This is a genomic window from Achromobacter sp. 01N37 (assembly GCF_056399725.1).
This window is the reverse complement of the sequence record NZ_JBFTRX010000003.1, coordinates 436,030-456,439: the sequence shown is the minus strand read 5'-3', so window position 1 is coordinate 456,439 and position 20,410 is coordinate 436,030. Positions and strand designations below refer to the sequence as shown.

Sequence of the window (20,410 nt, the reverse complement as noted above, 5' to 3'; positions counted from 1 at the left end):
TGTGCCCGCGGCGTCCGCACCGGCATCCGCGCCGGCGGCCGCCGCGCTCGCACTGGCCGCCACCACCGTGCCCGTGCTGGATCGCTGGAAAACCCAGCTGGAGATCGGCTCGATCCGCGCCGCCTCCACCGACCCGTGGCTCGTCAGCGGCAAGATCACGCGCGCCACCGGCCTGGTGCTGCACGCCACCGGCCTGCGCCTGCCGGTGGGCGCCGCCGCCCGCATCGAAATCGCGCGCGGCCATGACCACTGGGCCGACGCAGAAGTCGTGGGCTTTGACGGTCACACCCTGTATTTGATGCCGCAGGCCGATATTTCCGGCCTGCCGCCCGGCGCGCGCGTCGTGCCTGGCGAACCGCCCGTGCAACGCGCGATTCCGCTGCCGCGCAAGGCCGAATTGAACGGCAACGCCAAACCGCAGCTGGGCCGCCACTTGCCCGTGGGCAATGCGCTGTTGGGCCGCGTGCTGGATGGCGCTGGCCGCCCGCTGGACGGCTTGGGCCCACTGACCGGCGCCGAACTGGCGCCGCTGTCCGCCCAGCCGATCAACCCACTGTCGCGCGCCCCGATTGACACCGTGCTGGACACGGGCGTGCGCGCCATCAACGGCTTGCTGACCGTTGGCCGCGGCCAGCGTATGGGTCTGTTTGCCGGCTCCGGCGTGGGTAAATCCGTGCTGCTGGGCATGATGGCCCGCTACACCAAGGCCGACGTCATCGTCGTGGGCCTGATCGGTGAACGCGGCCGCGAAGTGAAAGAATTCATCGAGCACAACCTGGGCCCCGAAGGCCTGGCGCGCTCGGTTGTGGTGGCCGCACCTGCCGACGTCTCGGCGCTGTTGCGCCTGCAAGGCGCGGCCTACGCCACACGCCTGGCCGAACATTTCCGCGACCAGGGTCTGGACGTGTTGCTGATCATGGATTCGCTGACCCGCTACGCCATGGCGCAACGGGAAATCGCGCTGGCAATCGGCGAGCCGCCGGCCACCAAAGGCTATCCGCCGTCGGTGTTCGCCAAGCTGCCGATGCTGGTTGAACGCGCCGGGATGGGCGCGCCTGGCCCCTCGGGCAAGGCCGGTTCCATTACCGCGTTCTATACCGTGCTGGCCGAAGGCGATGACCAGCAAGATCCGATCGCCGATTCGGCGCGCGCGATTCTGGACGGCCACGTGGTGCTGTCGCGCCATCTGGCCGAAGCCGGTCACTACCCCGCCATCGACATCGAAGCGTCGATCTCACGCGCCATGACCTCGCTGATCACGACGCAGCAATTCGCCATCGTGCGCCGCTTCAAACAAAACCTGTCGCGCTACCAGCGCAACCGCGACTTGATCGCCGTGGGCGCCTACGCCGCCGGCAACGATCCACAGCTGGACGAAGCCATTGCCCGTTATCCCCGTCTTGAAGCCTTCTTGCAGCAAGACGTTGGCGAGAACATCGGCTATGAAGACGCCGTCAACCAGTTGCGCGCCAGTTTTGAGTTAAGGGACACCTATGCCTAGCCAATTGCCCTTGGACATGTTGATCAACCTGGCTAAAGAGAGCACGGATGAAGCCGCGCGTCTCTTGGGCCGGCTCAGCGCCGAACGCACCAATGCCGAACGTCAGCTCGGCATGCTGAACGATTACCGCCAGGACTATCTGGAGCGCTTGCAGCAGGCGATGACGACGGGAATGTCGGCCAGCGACTGCCATAACTATCAGCGCTTCATTGGCACCCTGGACGACGCCATCGGCCAACAGCAAGGCGTGCTGCGCCAGGCGGATGAAAACCTGGCCAAGGGCCGCCAATACTGGCAGCAGGAAAAGCGCAAGCTCAGTTCCTACGACGCCTTGGCGCAGCGCGAAATGCGCGCCCAGGCCGTGGTGGAATCCCGCCGCGAACAACGCGCCAACGACGAATACTCCGCCCGCCTGGTCCAGCGCCAAGCCGGCATGCATTAAGCAATACCTAACAGGAAGCCCAAGATGACCGCTCCCCTGCCCTTGCCGACGATCGCTCCGGTCGCGCCGACGTCCATCGCTGATGCGTTGGGCGCCAACAAGACGCCCGCGAACAAGAAAGGCCCCAGCTTCTCCGACGTGCTGGCTCAGCAGCGTCCGAAGCCGTCGGCCGATTCGCGCCCGGCGAACAATGGCGCCAAGACGCCCGGCAAAAACACGAACACCGCCAGCGACGCCGCCAGCAAGGCTGAAGGCGCTGCCGCCGGTGCAATCAACGAGGCTGTCACGACGGCGACCGCTGCCGAAGCCGGCGCGCTGGCCGTTGCCGCGCAACAACCGGCTGCGCCCGTGCTGCCGCAACAAGCGCTGGACATCGCCGCGCAAGCCGCCGAACAGGTGCAGCTTGCCCGTGGCAACGCGCAGGCTGCCGCCACCGCCATGAGCAGCGGCGCCGCCGTGCTGACCGCAGCGCTCACGGCCGCCGATAGCCCCGCCACCGCACAGACCCCGGTCGCCGCGACGGCCTTGCAGGCCGAAGCCGCCGCCGCGATTGCCGCGCGTAACGCGCAAGCCGCTCAGCCCGTGCTGACCGAAGCCGTCAAGCCGGGCAGCGCCGTGGCCGCCGTGGCCGCTACTGCCGTCGCCGAGGTCGCGCCTGCCGCCGCCAAGCCGGCCGCCAAGGCCGACACGCCGCGCCTCGCGCCCGAGATCGCACTGCCGCGAGTCCCGCGCGCAACCACGGCCGATGCTGACGCCAAGCACACCACCACGTTGCCCGCGCATACCGAAGAAGAACTGACCGCCGCACTGAACAGCACGGCCCAGCAATTCCAGGCCCCGCAACATGGCGCGTCCGCGCAAGACCAATTGGCGCAAGCGCTTGCCGCCGCCACCCAGCGTCAGGCCGCCCCGGTTGCGAACCAGGCCGCCATCGCCGCGCCTGCGGTGCCCGTCGTGATGCAGATCGCCACCCCGGTTGGCGGTACGCATTGGGGCACGGAACTTGGCCAGCAAGTGGTGATGATGAGCACCAACGCACGCCAAGGCATGCAGACCGCCGAGCTGCGCCTTGACCCGCCGGATCTGGGTCCGCTGCGCGTCAGCCTGAACCTGGCCGACGGCGTGGCCAGCGCCTCGTTCGTGTCGGCGCACGCGTCGGTGCGTCAGGCTATCGAAACCGCAATTCCGCAGCTGCAACAGGCGTTGGCGCAAGCCGGCATCTCGTTGGGTCAGACCAGCGTCGGCGAACAAACCGCGCAGCAGGAATTTGCACAACAGAACGGCAACGGCGGCTCGCAGCGCCAGTCCGGCGGCGCATCGGTGGTTGCCGATGGCGCAGCCGACAACGCAGCGCCTGTCGTGACCGCGTCGCGCAATGCCAACGCCCTGGTAGACACCTTCGCGTAATAAACGAGCGGCCCGCGCCCAGCAATGGACGCGGGCGGTGCAGCAATAGCTTGAGATACGCGGCTTTCGCCCTGTTTTTCGCCTCCAAGCCGAGGCGTCTTTTCGGGCAGAATGCTTTCATCCACTAAGAATCCGTTTTCACCAGCGGCCCAATACGCATCGAAACCGAGATGGCGACTTCCAAAACCATAACCGCGCCGACAGGCGCTAAGAAATCCGGTGGCATCGGCATTGTTCGCATGCTGCTGGCCCTTCTGGTCCTGCTCATCGTCGCCGCCGCTAGCGCGGGCGGCACGTGGTTCATCACCCAGCGCATGCAGCAGCCGCCCGCCGGCGCCGCAGTGCAATTGGGCGTGGGCCAGGTTCCTGGCGGCCAGCCTGGCCAGCCCGGCCAAGCAGGTCAAGCCGGCCAGGCCGGCGCAGGTCCGCAAGCCACGCCGACGACCTTCGTCGCCCCGCCTGCCGGCCCTATCGCCGTGCCCGCACCGATTTTCGTGCCGATCGAAGCCTTCACCGTCACGCTGCAAAACGCTGACACCGAACGCATCATGCACGTCGGCCTGACGCTGCGCGTCAGCGATGAGCAAACGCGCACGCGTCTGGAAAAGTACATGCCTGAAGTGCGTAGCCGCATCCTGATGGTGCTGTCGTCGCAATCGCCCACCGGCGTGCAGACCCAGCAAGGCAAGACCGACATGGCCAACGCGATCAAGCAGGCAGTCAACCGCCCGTTCTCGCCCCTGCCGGACGGCCAGTATGTCACCGACGTACTGTTCACGGCGTTCGTGGTGCAATAAAGATGGCCTACGAGGCATTTCTTTCGCAGGACGAAGTCGATGCGCTGCTGGCTGGCGTCACCGGCGAGAGCGATAGCAAGTCAGAAGCGGCAAGCTCCACGGATGGCGCGCGCGCCTATGACCTGAGCTCGCCCGAGCGCGTCGTGCGCCGCCGCATGCAGACGCTGGAGCTGATCAACGAGCGTTTTGCGCGCCACATGCGCAACGTGCTGTTGAACTTCATGCGCCGCAGCGCAGACATCACGGTCGGCTCGATCAAGATCCAGAAATACGCGGACTTCGAACGCAACCTGCCGGTGCCGAGCAATCTGAACATGATTCAGATGAAGCCCCTGCGCGGCACGGCGCTCTTCACGTATGACCCGAACCTGGTGTTCCTGGTCATCGACAGCCTGTTCGGCGGCGATGGCCGCTACCACACGCGCGTCGAAGGCCGGGACTTCACCACGACCGAACAGCGCATCATCCGGCGCCTGCTCAACCTGACCCTGGAAAGCTACGGCAAGTCCTGGGACCCCGTCTATCCGATCGAATTCGAGTATGTGCGCTCGGAGATGCACACCAAGTTCGCCAGCATCACCGGCAACAATGAAGTGGTGGTCGTCACCTCGTTCCACATCGAATTCGGCGCGACCGGCGGCGACCTGAACATCTGCCTGCCCTACTCCATGATCGAGCCGGTGCGCGATCTGCTGACGCGGCCGTTGCAAGAAACCACGATGGAAGAAGTGGACCAGCGCTGGTCGCAGCAGCTGTCGCGCCAGGTGCGCAGCGCCGATATCGACGTGGTCGCGGAATTTGCGCGCATCCCGTCGTCGATCCGCGAGCTCATGAGCCTGAAGGTGGGCGACGTCCTTCCCGTGGACGTCCCCGACACAATCATTGCCAACGTGGATGGCGTACCGCTGATGGAATGCGGTTACGGCGTCTTCAACGGCCAGTACGCCCTGCGCGTGCAGAACATGTTTACCTACGATACCGATTCACACGAGGCCCCCGACCATGACTGACAAGAACGAGCCTGGCACCGGCTCGTCCCCGGCCGACGACTGGGCCGACGCGCTCGCCGAACAATCCCGCGCCAATCCGCCCACCCAGGCCGATGGCCTGAAGCCGCAGGACGACTGGGCAGCCGCGATGGCTGAACAGACCGCCTCCACGCCGCCCGCTGAAACGCCCGCCCCGGCAGCCGCCGCGCCGGCCGCTCCGGCTGCGCCCGCACCCGCCAAGCCCGCCGCGCAATCGGCGTCGCAATCGGTGTTCAAGCCGCTGGCTGGCACCACCGCAGGCGCCGGTACCGACATCGACCTGATCATGGACGTGCCCGTCCAGCTGACGGTTGAATTGGGCCGCACCCGCCTCACCATCAAGAACCTGCTCCAGCTGGGCCAGGGCTCGGTGGTGGAACTGGACGGCCTGGCCGGCGAGCCGATGGACATCTTCGTCAACGGCTACCTGATCGCCCAAGGCGAAGTCGTCGTCGTTGAAGACAAGTACGGCATCCGCCTGACCGACATCATCACCCCGTCCGAGCGGATCAACCGCTTGAACAACCGTCGTTGACGTCTGGCGCCATGACTGAGTCCGCCCTGCTGCGCGTCATCATCGGCCTGGTGCTGGTGGTGGCCGCCATCCTGGTTTCGGCCTGGCTGGCGCGGCGCGCCGGCCTGACTCAGCGTGGCGGCGGCAATGTGTTGAAGCAGGTCGCCAGCATGCCGGTCGGCCCGCGTCAGAGCATCGTTGTCGTCGAAATTGAAAACACCTGGCTGGTGGTGGGCGTTGGCCCGAACCAGCTCAACACCCTGCATACCCTGCCCGCCGGTCAATTGCCGGAGGGTTCGCCCTTGCCCGCCGCAGCGTTCGCGGCCAAGCTGGGCCAGGCGCTCAAGCGCCGCTAGCGCCATCCGCGCGATCCAAGCGATACCCATGAGTTTGCTCAACAGCACGACATCCCCCTCTCTCCGCTCGCGCGCGCTGCCCATGCTGGCCGCCGCCGCCGTGCTGGGCCTGGCCTTCTTTCCGGCCGGTGTCGTCGCCCAGGCCACCCTGCCCGCGCTGACCACCACGCCGGGCGCAAACGGCTCCGAAACGTACTCGCTCAGCATGCAGACGCTGCTGCTGATGACGTCGCTGTCGTTTCTGCCCGCCGCCCTGCTGATGATGACGGGCTTCACGCGCATCATCATCGTGCTGGGTCTGCTGCGCAGCGCGATGGGCACGGCGATGTCGCCGCCCAACCACGTGCTGATCGGGCTGGCGCTGTTCCTGACCTTCTATACGATGTCGCCGGTGTTCGACAAGATCTACGCCGACGCCTACAAGCCGCTGTCCGAAGGGTCCATCCAATTCGAGACGGCCGTTGAACGGGCCGCCGGCCCCTTGCGCACCTTCATGCTGCACCAGACGCGCGAGAACGATCTGTCGTTGTTCGCCAACCTGGCCAAGCTGCCCGCGCTGGAAGATCCGTCGCAAGTGCCGATGCGCATCCTGGTGCCGGCATTCATCACCAGCGAACTGAAGACGGCGTTCCAGATCGGCTTCACCATCTTCATCCCCTTCCTGATCATCGACCTGGTTGTGGCCAGCGTGCTGATGGCGCTGGGCATGATGATGGTGCCGCCCGTGACCGTGGCGCTGCCGTTCAAGCTGATGCTGTTCGTGCTGGCCGACGGCTGGAACCTGCTGATGGGCTCGCTTGCCCAGAGCTTCTACCAATAACGCCCGGAGACACGCCATGACCGCCGAAACCGTCATGACCATGGCCTACCAGGCGATGAAGATCGTCCTGGCGATGGCGGGTCCGCTGCTGCTGGTGGTGCTGGTGGTGGGCTTGATCATCAGCATCTTCCAGGCCGCCACGCAGATCAACGAAATGACGCTGTCGTTCATTCCGAAGCTGCTGGCCATGTGCGGCGTGCTGGTGCTGCTGGGCCCGTGGCTGATCGGCGTCATGGTCGACTACATCCGGCTACTGATCGGCCAGATCCCGATGCTGGTGTCCTGAGCGGCCGGGTTTTCCGCCTGCCCGCCGCCCGGTCCCCGCCGCCATGATCGCCTTCACGCTCGAACAGCTCAACGGCTGGATCGGCCAGTTTCTCTGGCCGTTCGTGCGTATTCTTGCGTTGGTCGGCACTGCCCCGCTGTTCTCTGAATCCATCATTCCGATCAAGGTCAAAGTGGGCCTGTCCTTCGTGCTGGCGGTGGCCGTCAGCCCCGCACTGGACCCCATGCCACCCATCTCTCCGGGCTCGTTCGCGGGCTTGTGGATGGTGATGCAGCAGGTGCTGATCGGTATCGCCATGGGTTTCACGATGCGCATCGTGTTCGCCGCAGTGCAGACCGCGGGCGAATTCGTCGGCCTGCAAATGGGCTTGTCGTTCGCGTCATTCTTCGACCCCAGCTCCGGCGCCAACACCGCCGTGCTATCGCGCTTGTTCAACATGATCGCGATGCTGACCTTCCTGGCGCTGGACGGCCACTTGCTGGTGCTGGCCGCGCTGGTGCGCTCGTTCGACACCTTGCCCGTCGCCATGATCCAGCTGCATCAGAACGGCTGGGGCGTGGTGGTGGAATGGGGCAAGACGGTGTTCGTATCGGGCCTGCTGCTTGCCCTGCCGCTGATCTGCGCGCTGCTCACCATCAACCTGGCCATGGGCATCCTGAACCGCGCGGCGCAGCAGCTGTCCGTGTTCTCGGTAGGTTTTCCGGTCACCCTCATTGTTGGCGTGACGGTACTTACCGTTGTGTTGCCACACGCGGGGCCGTTTCTGGAGACGCTGTTTGAGTCCGGCCTGGGCGCGATGAGCCGCGTAGTGGATGCGCTGGCGGGGCGATAGCGCCGTATCCCGCTCATAAAAAAACGGCCGCTTTTCAGCGGCCGTTTTGTTTTGCCTATCACACCCGGGACGTTACGGCTGACCCGTCAAGCGGAACACGCGGATCGTCTCGCGCAGCGCGCCAGATTGGGTGCCCAGCTGCATCACTGCGCCACCCAGTTCCTGCACCAGCGCCGTGTTCTGCACCGTCATTACATCCATTTGCGACACGGCCGTATCCACTTGCTCGATACCGCTGGACTGTTCCTGCGACGCCTGTGAGATCTCGCCGATGATGTCGGTGACGCGATGCACGGCGGCCACGATTTCTTCCATTGTGGCGCCGGCCTGTTCGGCCTGCGCCGAGCCTTCCGTCACGCGGTCGACGGAATCCTCGATCAGCCCCTTGATCTCCTTGGCAGCTTGCGCGCTCTTCTGCGCAAGGCTGCGCACTTCGCCCGCCACCACGGCGAAGCCCTTGCCGGATTCGCCGGCGCGCGCCGCTTCCACCGCCGCGTTCAAGGCCAGGATGTTGGTCTGGAACGCAATGCCTTCAATGATGCTGACGATGTCGGCGATCTTGCGCGAGCTGCTGGAGATGCCGTGCATGGTGTTCACCACCTGCCCCACCGCCACGCCGCCGCGGCGTGCCACGTCCATGCTGCTGGCGGCCAGTTGGTTGGCCTGCCGCGCATTGTCGGCGTTCTGGCGCACCGTGGACGTCAGTTGCTCCATGCTGGCGGCCGTCTGTTGCAGCGATGCCGCCTGGCCTTCGGTACGGCCGGCCAGTTCCTGGTTGCCGCGCGCAATGTGCACGGCGGCGTGCGTCGTGCCTTCGATGCCGCGATAGACGTCCTGCGCAATGCCGATCAGGCTTTTGCGCATCACTTCCAGCGAAAACTTCAGGCTGCCGATCTCGTCATCGGAATCCGCGATGATCTGCGTGGTGAGGTTACCGGCGGCGACTTGGCGCGCCATGTTGGCCGCGTCCACCATCGGGTCCAGCAACGAGCGCGACAGGCTCCAGCCCATGCCAAAAATGGCGAGGGCGGCCAGCGCAATCGCGCCGCAGCCCAGGCTTGCCGTCATCGTGCTCAAGCTGTCCCAATTGGCGTGCAGCCCATAGGCGCCCGCGGCCGCCATGATGGCGGAGGACAAAAACGAATGGCGGAACATGCGGCTGCGCACGCTGTTCCTGAAGGGAAACGCCAGCACATCCAGGCTGCGACGCCAGCCGGCGCGCACCGGCCGCCCGCGCAAGATACGCACGCCGCGCGCCGAGCCCTCGCGAATGCGCGCGTAGAGCTCCTCGGCCATTTCGACCTGCTCATCCGACGGACGCACGCGCACAGACGAATAAGCCACCACTTCGCCGTTCTCGACGATAGGCGTGGCGTTGGCCAGCACCCAGTAGTAGCCGCCGTCCTTGCGGCGGTTCTTGACCAGCCCCAGCCACGACTCTCCGGCTTGCAGCGTTTCCCACAGATCTTCGTAGGCTTCGGGCGGCATGTCGGGGTGGCGCACGATGTTGTGCGGCTTGCCGATCAGTTCTTCGCGGGTGAATCCGCTGACTTCGACGAACGCCGGGTTCGCGTAGACGATGCGGCCCTTGGTATCGGTACGCGAGATCAGGTATTGATCTTCACGCAGCTTGGTTTCCACGTCATTGACGGGTAGGTTCACGCGCACAGCTAGTCTCCAGTGACATCAATAGAGCAGCGAATGAATAGCAGCGAGCAAACCGGACTAGACGCCCCGCATCGACCTGTTCCCGCCTGGTTTGTCATGTCGACGCGGCTGCGCCGAATTTCAAACACTGTTCACCACCCTTTACAGGCGTTATTGTTATTAACGGTCTTATTCGTAAGAACTTAACGTGCGTAGTAAAAACGCAAGCGTTCTTATGACCGTCAGATATAAGGAACACGGCCGCGCTATCAGCGCGGCCGCGATCGTCCTGCCAAACCGCGCGAAGGCGACTTAGCCCTGCGTCAACGTCGGCGCGGCGTAGCCGCTCAATTGATGCGCCGGCACTTCGATCACTTCGCCAGCATTGATCTTGAACACCGCCACGGCTTCGGCCAGGCGGTGCGCCTGATCCTGCAAGGAACCGGCGGCAGCCGCCGCTTCTTCCACCAGCGCCGCGTTCTGCTGCGTCACTTCGTCCATCTGCGACACGGCACGGTTCACTTGATCAATACCGCTGGACTGCTCTTCGGACGCCGCCGAGATTTCGCCCATGATGTCCGTCACACGCTTCACCGAGGCCACGATCTCTTGCATCGTTGCGCCCGCGCGTTCCACCTGCTGCGAACCTGCGCCCACCTTGGTCACCGAGTCTTCGATCAAACCCTTGATTTCCTTGGCAGCTTGCGCGCTGCGTTGCGCCAGCGAGCGCACTTCGCCCGCCACCACCGCAAAGCCCTTGCCCTGCTCACCGGCACGCGCCGCTTCCACGGCGGCGTTCAACGCCAGGATGTTGGTCTGGAAAGCGATACCGTCAATGACGGAAACGATTTCCGAGATCTTGCGCGAGCTGGCCGAAATGCCCTGCATCGTGCTGACCACTTCCGACACGGCCGAACCGCCGCGCTCGGCCACGTCCGACGCGCTGGCCGCCAACTGATTGGCCTGGCGTGCGTTGTCGGCGTTTTGCTTTACGGTGGACGCCAGCTCTTCCATCGACGCCGCGGTTTCTTCCAAGGAAGCGGCTTGCTCTTCCGTGCGGCTGGACAGGTCCGTGTTGCCGGCCGCAATTTCACGCGAACCCACGGTGATCTCGTCCACGCCACGGCGCACCGTTGCGACGGTACGCGTCAGGCTTTCCTGCATGCGCTTCACGGCCGCCATCAATTGGCCGACTTCGTTGTGCGACTTCACTTCCACGCGGCTCGTCAGGTCGCCTGCGGCAATCTTGTCGAAGTGCTGGCCCGCTTCCACCAACGGACGCACCACCAGGCGGCCGAACAGGATGCGGCAGAACACCATCAGCAACAGCGCCAGGCCCACGGCCACGCCCACCGCCACCATGGCGCGGTTGAAGTTGGCTTCGGCCTGATCGATCGTCGCTTGCTGCTGGTCACCGATGTACTTGCTGAAATCGCTGATCGCCTCGATGAAGGCGGCGCTACGCGGGGTGCCGTATTCGTTGTTCACCATGTAGAACGTCGAATAGTCTTCGCTGCGCAGGGCTTCCACCATGGTGTCCACGCCATCGTCGATATACGAACGATAGCGGCGCACCAGGTTCATGGACAGCTGACGGCCGGTGTCGTCTTGCAGCATGTTCTTTTGGAAGTCAGCAAAACGGCTGCGCACGCCGGTCAGCAGATCCGTCGCGCCCTTCAACGCGGCGGCCGCGTCGCGAGCCGAATTCTCGCCGCTGCCCCAGCCGGATTCCTGCAGGTGGCGTGCGGCCACCATCAGGCTCACGCGGGCGCGCAGCATGTCGCTGTTGATCATCTCGACTTGCTTGGCGCGCTCGGTCAGCGCGTTGACTTCGCGGATGGACTCATAATTGTGTTGCAAGAAAAATGACGCCAGGCCACCGACGGCCGCGATCAAGATCGCGAAGAACGCCATAACCCACAGCAGCATCGTGCCGACGCGGGCGTCGCGCAAGCGCAGTTTGCGTTTCACCTTGGGCGCTCGCGCGGCCTTCTTCTTCCCGCCTTTGCCGGCCTTTGCGCCGGATTCGAGACTTGCTTCCATATTTTTCCCCATCCCTCAGGAACAGCTCTGACCAAATGAAAAACCACCCTCTGGACACGCCCTGTTACATGGGGTGTACATTCAGGGCGACGTTCATTGCGACTTGCGCCGCAATGCTCTGCCGGACTTACACGACTATTTGCCCACAGGCGCCAACCCGGCCGGTTCACCCGGGCCAGGAATGTAGATCGTTTGCACCTCGGGTTCCGCCGACGGCATCGGCGTCCAGGCCTGATTCAAATCAGGCGCGGGCGAAGGCCCCAGCAGTTTTTGGCGTTCCCAAGGTTCCAGCAGAATATTGGTGCTGTCGACGAGCCGCATCAGACGGCCATCCGGGCCGAATTGCAGCAGCGCTTCCTTACGGCTGTACAGGCCGTCGGCGACAAACGTGATCTTGAAGTCCCACAGGGCGAGGAGCGTCCCGTCGGTCTGTCTGTAAAGCTTGGTGGGCGGCGCGGTCAGCGCGCGCGAGGCCTCTTCCAGCGTCGTCTGCCCCGGCGTCAAGGTCGACAACTTGCCCGGGTCGAAGTTGTGACCCGTTGCCGCGCAGCCGCCAAGCAACAACGCGATGACGGCAGCCGCCAGAAGATGTATATAGCCTCGCATACCCTACCTATTCGCCGGCATGGCCGGCATCAAAAAGATTCCCAATCGTCGTCCGACGGCGCCTGACGACGGCTTGCGGCCGGAGCTGCTGGCTTGGTGTCAGCCGCAGCGGCTGCCGCGCGCGGCGCGGGGCGGCGCAGCGGACGCGCCGCCGTGGCGCCTTCTGCAGCAGCGGCCGGCTTGGCGCGCGCCGTATGCGTCAGACGCACTGCCGGCTTGGACGGCGCGGCTTGCGCTGCTGGCGCGGCGGGGGCTTCAGCGGCCGGGGCAGCCACGCGCGGCGCGCGGCGTTGCGGCTGCTGCGCCAACTGGCGAGCCGGCACTTCAATCACTTCACCTGCATTGATCTTGAACACGGCTACGGCCTGGACCAGGCGCTCTGCCTGTTCCTGCAAGGAGCCCGCAGCAGCAGCCGCTTCTTCCACCAGCGCCGCGTTCTGCTGCGTCACTTCGTCCATCTGCGACACGGCGCGGTTCACTTGATCGATACCGCCGGACTGCTCTTCGGACGCCGCCGAAATTTCGCCCATGATGTCCGTCACACGTTTCACCGAGGCCACGATCTCTTGCATCGTTGCGCCCGCACGTTCCACTTGCTGCGAACCGGCGCCCACCTTGGTCACCGAGTCTTCGATCAAACCCTTGATTTCCTTGGCGGCTTGCGCGCTGCGTTGCGCCAGCGAACGCACTTCGCCCGCCACCACCGCAAAGCCCTTGCCTTGCTCGCCGGCACGCGCCGCTTCCACGGCGGCGTTCAGCGCCAGGATGTTGGTCTGGAAAGCGATACCGTCGATGACGGAAACGATTTCGGAAATCTTGCGCGAGCTGGCCGAAATGCCCTGCATCGTGCTGACCACTTCCGACACCGCCGAACCGCCGCGCTCGGCTACGTCCGACGCACTCGCTGCCAACTGATTGGCCTGGCGTGCGTTGTCGGCGTTCTGCTTCACGGTGGACGCCAGTTGCTCCATCGACGCCGCGGTTTCCTCAAGGGACGCCGCTTGCTGTTCGGTACGGCTGGACAGGTCGGTGTTGCCCGCGGAGATTTCGCGCGCGCCCACATTGATTTCGTCCACACCACGGCGCACGGCGGCCACGGTGCGCGTCAGGCTTTCCTGCATGCGCTTCACGGCTGCCATCAGTTGGCCGATTTCGTTGGAGGACGTTGCCTCCACACGCACCGTCAGGTCGCCGCCTGCAATCTTGTCGAAACTGTCGCTCACCGAGCGCAAGGGGCGAAGAATGACGCGGTTCATGAACAGGAACGCGCCCAGCGACACAGCCAGAATCAGCGCGGCCAGCGCCAGGTACACAAACGTCATCGTGGACGCCTGCGTACGGGACGCCTGCACCTGCTCTTCGCTAAACGTGTTGATGTTGCTGGCGAATGCACTCAATTGCTTGAAGAACGCGGCGCTGGCGGCGCCAGCCTGGGTGTTTTTCAAGGTCAGGTAGGTGGCGGCGTCGCCCTTGTCGAGCGCGGCCATCATGGCCTGCAACGCACCCGAGAAGCCGTTGAACGAGGACAGCAGCTCGCCCTCGGCCGTCTTGCCCAGCGCCGTCACTTTCGGCACGGCCTTGAAGGCTTCCATCTTCTTGTTCGCATCCGCGATCAGCTGCTGGACGGTGCGCGAGTTGTCGGCCGCGCCGTTCGTATCACCGGCCGCGCGCTGCGCGGCCGCGATGTCGGCGCGGATCGTCGCGCGCAGCATCTGCGTATAAGCGTCCTTGATCAGATTGCTCTGTTGGACGCTCAGGGAATCCAGAGCGTTGATGGTGTCGGCGCTGGAACGCATGCTGTTCCAGCCCAAACCAATGGCAACCAGTGCGGCAAGGGCAACGGCCAACTGAGCGAGCATCAAGCCCGTGCGCACCTTCAGATTGCTGAACATGTTCCGATTGTTCCGGTAGTCGTCCCGGCGGCGCTATCGCCGCTGGTCCGTAAAAGGGGGTCTATCTGTGAGCTACTGCCTATTCAATGCACTGACGGGGGAATCGCGTCAGAAAGACTCCCAATCGTCGTCCGCTGGCGGCGCACGGCGGCTGGAGGCGGAAGGTGCCGGCGGCGCACCCGCGGCATCCGCCCGGGTCGCGGGACGGCGCAACGGTCGCACCACGGTAGCCGCCGTTGCTGCGGGTTTGGGACGCGCCACCTGCGTCTTGCGCGGCGCGGCGGCGGGCGCCGGCTTCGGCGCCGCAGGCGCGTCGCCCGCATCAGGCGCCGACTGCGATTCCTGCTCCAGCTGCGATTCTTGTGCGGGCGCCTCGGGTTTGTTCACGGGGGCATGCGAGGCGGCATTCGCCGATCGGTGGCCAGGCTTGCTCAGCTGCGCCACGGGCGCTCTCGGGGCGGCGGCCTGCGCTGCCGGCACGCGCGGTGCACTGCGTTGCTGCGCCAACTGGTGGGCGGGCACTTCAATCACTTCGCCGGCGTTGATCTTGAACACGGACACGGCTTCGGCCAGACGTTGCGCCTGCTCTTGCAACGAGCCGGCGGCGGCGGCCGCTTCTTCCACCAGCGCCGCGTTCTGCTGCGTCACTTCGTCCATCTGCGACACGGCACGGTTCACTTGATCGATACCGCTGGACTGCTCTTCGGACGCGGCCGAGATTTCGCCCATGATGTCGGTGACGCGCTTGACCGACGCCACGATCTCTTGCATCGTCGCGCCCGCGCGTTCCACTTGCTGCGAACCGGCACCGACCTTGGTCACCGAGTCTTCGATCAAACCCTTGATTTCCTTGGCGGCTTGCGCGCTGCGTTGCGCCAGCGAACGCACTTCGCCCGCCACCACCGCAAAGCCCTTGCCCTGCTCACCGGCACGCGCCGCTTCCACAGCAGCATTCAGCGCCAGGATGTTGGTCTGGAAAGCGATACCGTCGATGACGGAAACGATTTCCGAGATCTTGCGCGAGCTGGCCGAAATGCCTTGCATCGTGCTGACCACTTCCGACACCGCCGAACCGCCGCGCTCGGCTACGTCCGACGCACTCGCTGCCAACTGATTGGCCTGGCGCGCGTTGTCGGCGTTCTGCTTCACGGTGGACGCCAGTTGTTCCATCGACGCTGCGGTTTCCTCAAGGGAGGCCGCTTGCTGTTCGGTACGGCTGGACAGGTCGGTGTTGCCCGCGGAGATTTCGCGCGCGCCTACATTAATTTCGTCCACACCACGGCGCACCGTTGCCACGGTACGCGTCAGGCTTTCCTGCATGCGCTTGATCGCGCCAAACAGCTGACCGATTTCGTTGGTGCTGCGCACCTCGATGCGGCCGGTAAAGTCACCGCCCGAAATCTTGTCGAAGTGATCGCCCGCTTGATGCAGCGGACGCAGTACGGTGCGGTTGATGAACAACCAGCAACCCAGCGCCAGCACCAGCGCAATCGCCAGCATGGCAAGAGTGACGGTGCGCGAGATCCGGTGATCCGTTTCGGCTTGCACGACCAGTTCGTCCGTGCGCGTGTCCAGGAATTGCAGTACGCCGTTGACGCCTTCGCGGAACTCGGTATTGGCCTTGCTGCCGGAATCGTTCAGATCCAGGTATTCCTGGATCGCCATGCTGGACAACGCGGCGGCCTGGCGCTTGTACACGTCGTCGAACTCTTTGTAGCCCGCTTCCAGCTTGGCCACGGCGGCTTCGGAACCCGCCATGCGTGGCGCTTTGCGGAAGGCGTCCAGCGACTGCCTGCCTTCTTGCATCAGCGTCTCAGCGCGCTTGGCCTGGGCGTTTGCTTGCTCGGTCTTGCCCTGCTGCATATCCATCAACGACGTCGCCAGCAACAGCCGGCCGCGCAGAAACGCGGCATACGCGCGGTTCAGCTGGGTGCCTTGGTTCGAGTAGGCGTCGTTGACCCGTTCCAGCTTTTCATTGCTGGAATTCAACCCCATCCACGCCACCCCGTTCGAAATGAACATGGCGCTCGTGAAGAGCAACAGCACCAGAACGATACAAGTGCGAACTTTCAAATTGACAAGCATGAAATATCCGAGCGTTAGGCCACGAGAAACGACTATTTCCTACCCTGCACGCAACCACGGACGCCCCGGCCCAAGGCCAGCAGCGTCCGCAAATCGCTACGCCCCAAGGGCGCCTACAGGGCTACTGCCGCATTACTTGCGGCTGAACAAACTTGATCCCTGAATGGTCATGAAAGCCGCCGATGCCGCAGCCAGCGCCACTTGGCGCAAGGCGAGCTGGCTGGCGCCCGAGTAGTAATCCAGGTCTTCCAGATCGGACAGCGACTTGGCGTACGTCAGGCCCTTTTTCGTGCCGGTCGCGTCCAGCGCTTCCAGCTCATTCATCCGGGCGCCAACCGATGCGTTCACGGTCAGGACGTTGTCATAGCTGTTCGACAACTTCTTGTTCGCGGTCGCCAGGGCGTTGGTCACGCGGGCCGTTGCGACAGGGTCCCCATTGCTGGGAGCGTCCAAGGCAGAGATGAGGTCGTCCAGCGTGGAGAACACGTCCATATCTGCGGACTGCACGCTCTCGACGTTGATCGTGTCATTGGCTTTGGGCGCACCGGTGATCACCACCGAAACGCCGCCAAAGTCGATGGCGGTGCCATCGGCGTAAGGCGTCGCGGGCTGGGACGGGTCCGGCACGGTCACGGGGTTGCCGCCATTGGCGTCAGTCGTGGTCACGCGAAAACCCATGGCGCCGGAGGCGTCGGCCTCGAACGTCACGCTGAAATTCTTGCCCTGATTGGCAGCGCCCGGCGTCACAGACACGGAGCCGAACTGCGCGGTGCCGGTGTTGGTGGCGGGCGTGGATGCCACATAGGCTTGCGAGCCCGGATTGGCGCGGCCGAAGACGTCGACACCCAGATCGCTGGTGGACAATTGACGGCTCTGATCTACTTGAATGGTGCGCTCGCCGACCGAACCGCTGTATTGAATATTGCCGCTGGCGTCCTTGGAGTAAGGCGCCACGCTGCCGTCGTTACCCGAAAACAGGTACTGACCGCTGCCATCAGTCGTATTGGCCAAACCCAGCAACGCTTCACGCGTGCTTTTCAGCGCGGTGGACAAGCTTTGGCGATCGCTATCGGAGAGCACGCCGCCCGCCTGCACCACCCGGGTGCGCGCGTCCTGCAGCACATTCTTGACCGCGTCCAGCGTATTGCTTTCCTGGCCAAGATTCGTATTGGCGGTCGCACGGTTCGAGGCGTACGTCGAATTGATGCTTTGCGTCTGGGCCACGCCAATGGATAAGGCCGCCGACAAGGGATCATCCGCCGGCGTCAAGAACTTACGGCCGCTGCCGATCTGTTCTACCAGGCGGTTCATGTCGGATTCCTGAGCGAGAACGCCGCTCAGGCCGTTCGTGTACATCATCGTGGTGCTCAGGCGCATGGTGCAACTCCGAAATTCTTTTTAGTAATCACAGTTCAACGCTCAAATCAGCTACGCAGACCCAACAGCGTGTCGAAAATGGTGCTGGCCACATCGATAATGCGGGCGCTGGCCTGATACTGTTCTTGGTACAGCGACAGGCTCACGTACTCTTCGTTCAGGTTGACGCCCGACACGGACTGTTGCGCGGACGTGGTCTGCTTGATCAGGTTGGCCTGTGCGGTAGCCGCCGATTTGGCCTGCGCCGTCTGAACGCCTACCGTGTTCACGACCTGCGCGAACATGTCGGTGGTGCTCATCGTGCCGTGGCCCAGGACCTTGGCAGTTTGCAGTTGCGCGAGCTTCAGGGCGTTCTTGCCGTTGGCGTCACCCCCCGCAGCGTCGGCTGCGGCGATCTTTTCGGGATCGGTGATCAGCACTTCAATGTCACGTGCCGCGTTGCGCGTGGGTGCCAGCGCCCACTTGTCGCCTGCCTGGGGCGGGGCGTTGATCGTCAACGTCACGCCCATCTCGCTTTCCATGTTCAGGGTGGCGTTCGGCGGCGTGCCCGTGGCGGGGCCGTTGTAGACCTGCGTACCGCCCGGCATGCGCACGACCTGATAATTCGTGCCGTCGAACGAAATCTCGTATTCCTTGGCGTTGATGTTGGCCAGGTTCGTGAATTCGCCAGTAATCTGCGCGTTGCTCTTGTTCTGCGTGTTCGGCACGGCTTCGGGAGAAGAAATACCGAAGAAATCGGTGCCCGGATTGCCGTTCTGGTCCAGACCCTGCTTGTGCTGCTCGTTGAAAGACATCGCCAAGCCAACGGCCATCTGGCCCAGCTGGCTCTGCATGACGTCCAGCGATTCCGCGCGGAATTGCAGCAGGCCGCCCAGCTTGCCGCCAGTGACTTCCGTGTCGTTCAGCTCCACGGCGACGGTCTTGCCCGAACCGGCAGGCAAGGTGTAGGCCAGCACGGTACGGCTCGCGTCCGAGGACGACGGCACGGCTTGCAGCGGATAGATCGTGTTGCCCGACAACAGCGACTGGCCGCCCTTGGCCAGCGAAATATTGATCTTGTCACCTTGCTCGTAGGTCGTGATGCCCACGAGCTGGTTCAGTTCCATGACGGCTTGATCGCGCTGGTCGAGCAAGTCGTTCGGGGGGCTGCCGCCGGCCTTGCCGGAGGCGAGCGAGATCTGCGTGTTCAGATCGTCGATGCGGGTCAGGTAGCTGTTGACCTGCTCCACCGTCGTCGTGATCTGGGTGTTCAGCCCTTCACGCTGCTTTTGCATTTCGGCATAGGTCGAACGGATCTGGGTTGCCAGGCTGTTCGCTTTGCCCAGCAAATCCTGGCGAGCGGCCGGGTCCGCCGGTGCGCTTGCCACCGCGTTCATGCTCGAGAAGAAATTCGTCAGCCCCGGGGCAATGCCAACTGTGCGGTCTGCAAACAGGTTATTCACCTGCGAGACCTGGTCAAACTGGGCTTGAAGCTGAGCACCGCTGCCTTGCGCGCCGACCAGCTGCTTGTACAAGAAGCTGTCGTAGCTGCGCGTGACCGTGTCAACCTGAACACCGCGGCCGATGTAGCCGTTGCTGGTTGCCTGGGCGCCCGCGGTGGACGTCATCACGCGTTGGCGGTTATAGCCGACCGTGGTGGCATTGTTGATGTTGTGGCTGGTCGTTGCCAAGCCTGCCTGGGCAGCATTCAACCCACCTAGCGCCGTTTTATACAAATTCATGCTGACATTGCCCTGTATGTAGCCACAGCTGTTATTCCTGGATACTCCGTTTACGGCAGGAGATCCTCGAAATTTAGAGTCCTTCCAAGATCTGGCGAGATTTTTCTACGCTGGTCGCCGCCCCGCGCAACTGGCCCATGATGCCGATCAGTTTTTGCGCATAGCGGGGGTCGGTCGCGTAGCCCGCGTCCTGGATCTTTCGTGCCGCGTCGATTTCGTTGCGGGCCTGCGTCACAGCTTCGTAGCGCGGGCTGTTGCCGATCAAACGGGCGTAGTCCGCAAACGATTCCTCATAAGAGGCGTAAGCGCGGAAAGGTTGCGTCACCTTTTTCGCCACACCGTCTTCGTATTCGGTGGTCATCACGTTGACGACCTTGCCCTTCCAGCTGCCGCCCGCCTTGATACCGAACAGGTTGTAGCTGGTGCTGCCGTCGGAATGCTTGATTTCGCGCTGGCCCCAGCCGGATTCGAGCGCCGCCTGACCCATGATCAGACGCGCCGGCACGCCGCTTTGCTGCGACGCCAGATTGGCCGCGCGCGACATCTTCGACACGAAATCCACCACGTGTTCAGGCGCGCCTTCGGCCGCAGCCAAGGCGCGGTCGCTGGCGCGGTTGTTGCGCATCACGTTCAGCAGCGCCGACACTTCGCGGGAGCCGCCGGTGCGGAAATCCAGATCGGCGCCCTGCCCGATGGCCTTCACCGCATCGTCCGACACGTCGGCGGGCTTGCCTTGCTGCATCTGCGCCAGGATGGACTGCGACAGCCCGATCCCCGGCGTGGCCAGGTGCAGCGCCAATTGCTCATCCGCCATGGATTGCAGCATCTGCGTCTGCTGCGAGTCGAACAACCCTTCCTTGGGCGTCGCCTCGCGCATGCGCTTGACCATCATTTGCAGGAACAGGGCTTCGAACTGCTTGGCCACCTGCTTTTGCTGGTCGGTGCCTTCCGGGTCTTTCTTGACGTCGCGCTTCAGGTCCGACAAGCGGCCCATGTCAAACACCGAATCCTGGCGGGCTGCGCCCCGGGCCGCATCTTGAGTAATTGCCATGGCCG

At 64.0% G+C, this 20,410-nt stretch carries 18 protein-coding genes; 10 read left to right on the top strand and 8 right to left on the bottom strand.

Annotated features, from left to right (window positions below; translation table 11 throughout):
• Positions 1-67: 67 nt before the first annotated feature.
• The 10 genes from fliI to fliR all read left to right on the top strand — a co-directional run bounded on the left by fliI (position 68) and on the right by fliR (position 7,983).
• Positions 68-1,501: a flagellar protein export ATPase FliI gene (gene fliI / locus AC1DSJ_RS08200; protein WP_054426344.1), complete on the top strand. Its 1,434-nt coding sequence runs from the start codon at positions 68-70 to the stop codon at positions 1,499-1,501.
• A complete protein-coding gene (gene fliJ, locus AC1DSJ_RS08195; protein ID WP_054425911.1) occupies positions 1,494-1,943 on the top strand; it encodes a flagellar export protein FliJ in 450 nt (149 codons plus the stop codon). Before fliI ends, fliJ begins: the two co-directional genes overlap by 8 nt.
• A gap of 24 nt (positions 1,944-1,967) precedes the next feature.
• Complete coding sequence (locus AC1DSJ_RS08190) at positions 1,968-3,350, top strand: flagellar hook-length control protein FliK (protein WP_441371261.1); 1,383 nt, start codon at positions 1,968-1,970, stop codon at positions 3,348-3,350.
• Between the two features lie 170 nt (positions 3,351-3,520).
• Positions 3,521-4,147, top strand: a complete 627-nt coding sequence (gene fliL / locus AC1DSJ_RS08185; RefSeq protein WP_054425915.1) for a flagellar basal body-associated protein FliL — start codon at positions 3,521-3,523, stop codon at positions 4,145-4,147.
• Between the two features lie 2 nt (positions 4,148-4,149).
• The gene (gene fliM / locus AC1DSJ_RS08180; protein WP_054425918.1) at positions 4,150-5,157 is read left to right on the top strand and encodes a flagellar motor switch protein FliM; all 1,008 of its coding nucleotides are present in this window, start codon (positions 4,150-4,152) and stop codon (positions 5,155-5,157) included.
• On the top strand, positions 5,150-5,710 hold the full coding sequence (gene fliN, locus AC1DSJ_RS08175) for a flagellar motor switch protein FliN (RefSeq protein WP_054425919.1): 561 nt from the start codon (positions 5,150-5,152) through the stop codon (positions 5,708-5,710). Before fliM ends, fliN begins: the two co-directional genes overlap by 8 nt.
• A gap of 11 nt (positions 5,711-5,721) precedes the next feature.
• Complete coding sequence (gene fliO, locus AC1DSJ_RS08170) at positions 5,722-6,045, top strand: flagellar biosynthetic protein FliO (protein WP_054426346.1); 324 nt, start codon at positions 5,722-5,724, stop codon at positions 6,043-6,045.
• Between the two features lie 28 nt (positions 6,046-6,073).
• Positions 6,074-6,865, top strand: coding sequence for a flagellar type III secretion system pore protein FliP (gene fliP, locus AC1DSJ_RS08165; protein ID WP_054425921.1), 792 nt, complete (start codon positions 6,074-6,076; stop codon positions 6,863-6,865).
• Positions 6,866-6,881: 16 nt separating this feature from the next.
• Positions 6,882-7,151 carry a flagellar biosynthesis protein FliQ gene (gene fliQ / locus AC1DSJ_RS08160; protein ID WP_054425924.1) on the top strand — a complete coding sequence of 90 codons (270 nt, stop codon included), beginning with the start codon at positions 6,882-6,884 and terminating at the stop codon, positions 7,149-7,151.
• Positions 7,152-7,194: 43 nt separating this feature from the next.
• Complete coding sequence (gene fliR, locus AC1DSJ_RS08155) at positions 7,195-7,983, top strand: flagellar biosynthetic protein FliR (RefSeq protein WP_441371260.1); 789 nt, start codon at positions 7,195-7,197, stop codon at positions 7,981-7,983.
• Positions 7,984-8,055: 72 nt separating this feature from the next.
• Here fliR and AC1DSJ_RS08150 read toward each other — a convergent pair whose 3' ends face one another.
• The 8 genes from AC1DSJ_RS08150 to flgJ form a co-directional block, all read right to left on the bottom strand.
• Positions 8,056-9,651: a methyl-accepting chemotaxis protein gene (locus tag AC1DSJ_RS08150; protein WP_054425928.1), complete on the bottom strand. Its 1,596-nt coding sequence runs from the start codon at positions 9,649-9,651 to the stop codon at positions 8,056-8,058.
• A gap of 291 nt (positions 9,652-9,942) precedes the next feature.
• Entirely contained in the window at positions 9,943-11,673 is a 1,731-nt protein-coding gene (locus AC1DSJ_RS08145) for a methyl-accepting chemotaxis protein (RefSeq protein WP_054425930.1), read from the bottom strand.
• 135 nt (positions 11,674-11,808) lie between these two features.
• Positions 11,809-12,279, bottom strand: coding sequence for a hypothetical protein (locus tag AC1DSJ_RS08140; RefSeq protein WP_441371259.1), 471 nt, complete (start codon positions 12,277-12,279; stop codon positions 11,809-11,811).
• 29 nt (positions 12,280-12,308) lie between these two features.
• Positions 12,309-14,171, bottom strand: a complete 1,863-nt coding sequence (locus tag AC1DSJ_RS08135; RefSeq protein ID WP_441371258.1) for a methyl-accepting chemotaxis protein — start codon at positions 14,169-14,171, stop codon at positions 12,309-12,311.
• A gap of 108 nt (positions 14,172-14,279) precedes the next feature.
• On the bottom strand, positions 14,280-16,256 hold the full coding sequence (locus tag AC1DSJ_RS08130) for a methyl-accepting chemotaxis protein (RefSeq protein WP_441371257.1): 1,977 nt from the start codon (positions 16,254-16,256) through the stop codon (positions 14,280-14,282).
• A gap of 132 nt (positions 16,257-16,388) precedes the next feature.
• Positions 16,389-17,633, bottom strand: a complete 1,245-nt coding sequence (flgL, locus tag AC1DSJ_RS08125; RefSeq protein WP_441371256.1) for a flagellar hook-associated protein FlgL — start codon at positions 17,631-17,633, stop codon at positions 16,389-16,391.
• A 47-nt stretch (positions 17,634-17,680) separates the two neighbouring features.
• Positions 17,681-19,354 carry a flagellar hook-associated protein FlgK gene (gene flgK, locus AC1DSJ_RS08120; RefSeq protein ID WP_175168427.1) on the bottom strand — a complete coding sequence of 558 codons (1,674 nt, stop codon included), beginning with the start codon at positions 19,352-19,354 and terminating at the stop codon, positions 17,681-17,683.
• A 73-nt stretch (positions 19,355-19,427) separates the two neighbouring features.
• Positions 19,428-20,405 (bottom strand): flagellar assembly peptidoglycan hydrolase FlgJ, encoded by a 978-nt coding sequence (gene flgJ, locus AC1DSJ_RS08115; protein ID WP_054425943.1) that lies wholly within the window; start codon positions 20,403-20,405, stop codon positions 19,428-19,430.
• Positions 20,406-20,410: the final 5 nt, after the last annotated feature.

Coding starts and splice junctions, on each gene's coding strand:
- fliJ (WP_054425911.1), top strand. CDS start 1,494: ATGCCTAGCCAATTGCCCTTGGACATGTTGATCAACCTGGCTAAAGAG.
- AC1DSJ_RS08190 (WP_441371261.1), top strand. CDS start 1,968: ATGACCGCTCCCCTGCCCTTGCCGACGATCGCTCCGGTCGCGCCGACG.
- fliL (WP_054425915.1), top strand. CDS start 3,521: ATGGCGACTTCCAAAACCATAACCGCGCCGACAGGCGCTAAGAAATCC.
- fliM (WP_054425918.1), top strand. CDS start 4,150: ATGGCCTACGAGGCATTTCTTTCGCAGGACGAAGTCGATGCGCTGCTG.
- fliN (WP_054425919.1), top strand. CDS start 5,150: ATGACTGACAAGAACGAGCCTGGCACCGGCTCGTCCCCGGCCGACGAC.
- fliO (WP_054426346.1), top strand. CDS start 5,722: ATGACTGAGTCCGCCCTGCTGCGCGTCATCATCGGCCTGGTGCTGGTG.
- fliP (WP_054425921.1), top strand. CDS start 6,074: ATGAGTTTGCTCAACAGCACGACATCCCCCTCTCTCCGCTCGCGCGCG.
- fliQ (WP_054425924.1), top strand. CDS start 6,882: ATGACCGCCGAAACCGTCATGACCATGGCCTACCAGGCGATGAAGATC.
- fliR (WP_441371260.1), top strand. CDS start 7,195: ATGATCGCCTTCACGCTCGAACAGCTCAACGGCTGGATCGGCCAGTTT.
- AC1DSJ_RS08145 (WP_054425930.1), bottom strand. CDS start 11,673: ATGGAAGCAAGTCTCGAATCCGGCGCAAAGGCCGGCAAAGGCGGGAAG.
- AC1DSJ_RS08140 (WP_441371259.1), bottom strand. CDS start 12,279: ATGCGAGGCTATATACATCTTCTGGCGGCTGCCGTCATCGCGTTGTTG.
- AC1DSJ_RS08135 (WP_441371258.1), bottom strand. CDS start 14,171: ATGTTCAGCAATCTGAAGGTGCGCACGGGCTTGATGCTCGCTCAGTTG.
- AC1DSJ_RS08130 (WP_441371257.1), bottom strand. CDS start 16,256: ATGCTTGTCAATTTGAAAGTTCGCACTTGTATCGTTCTGGTGCTGTTG.
- flgL (WP_441371256.1), bottom strand. CDS start 17,633: ATGCGCCTGAGCACCACGATGATGTACACGAACGGCCTGAGCGGCGTT.
- flgK (WP_175168427.1), bottom strand. CDS start 19,354: ATGAATTTGTATAAAACGGCGCTAGGTGGGTTGAATGCTGCCCAGGCA.
- flgJ (WP_054425943.1), bottom strand. CDS start 20,405: ATGGCAATTACTCAAGATGCGGCCCGGGGCGCAGCCCGCCAGGATTCG.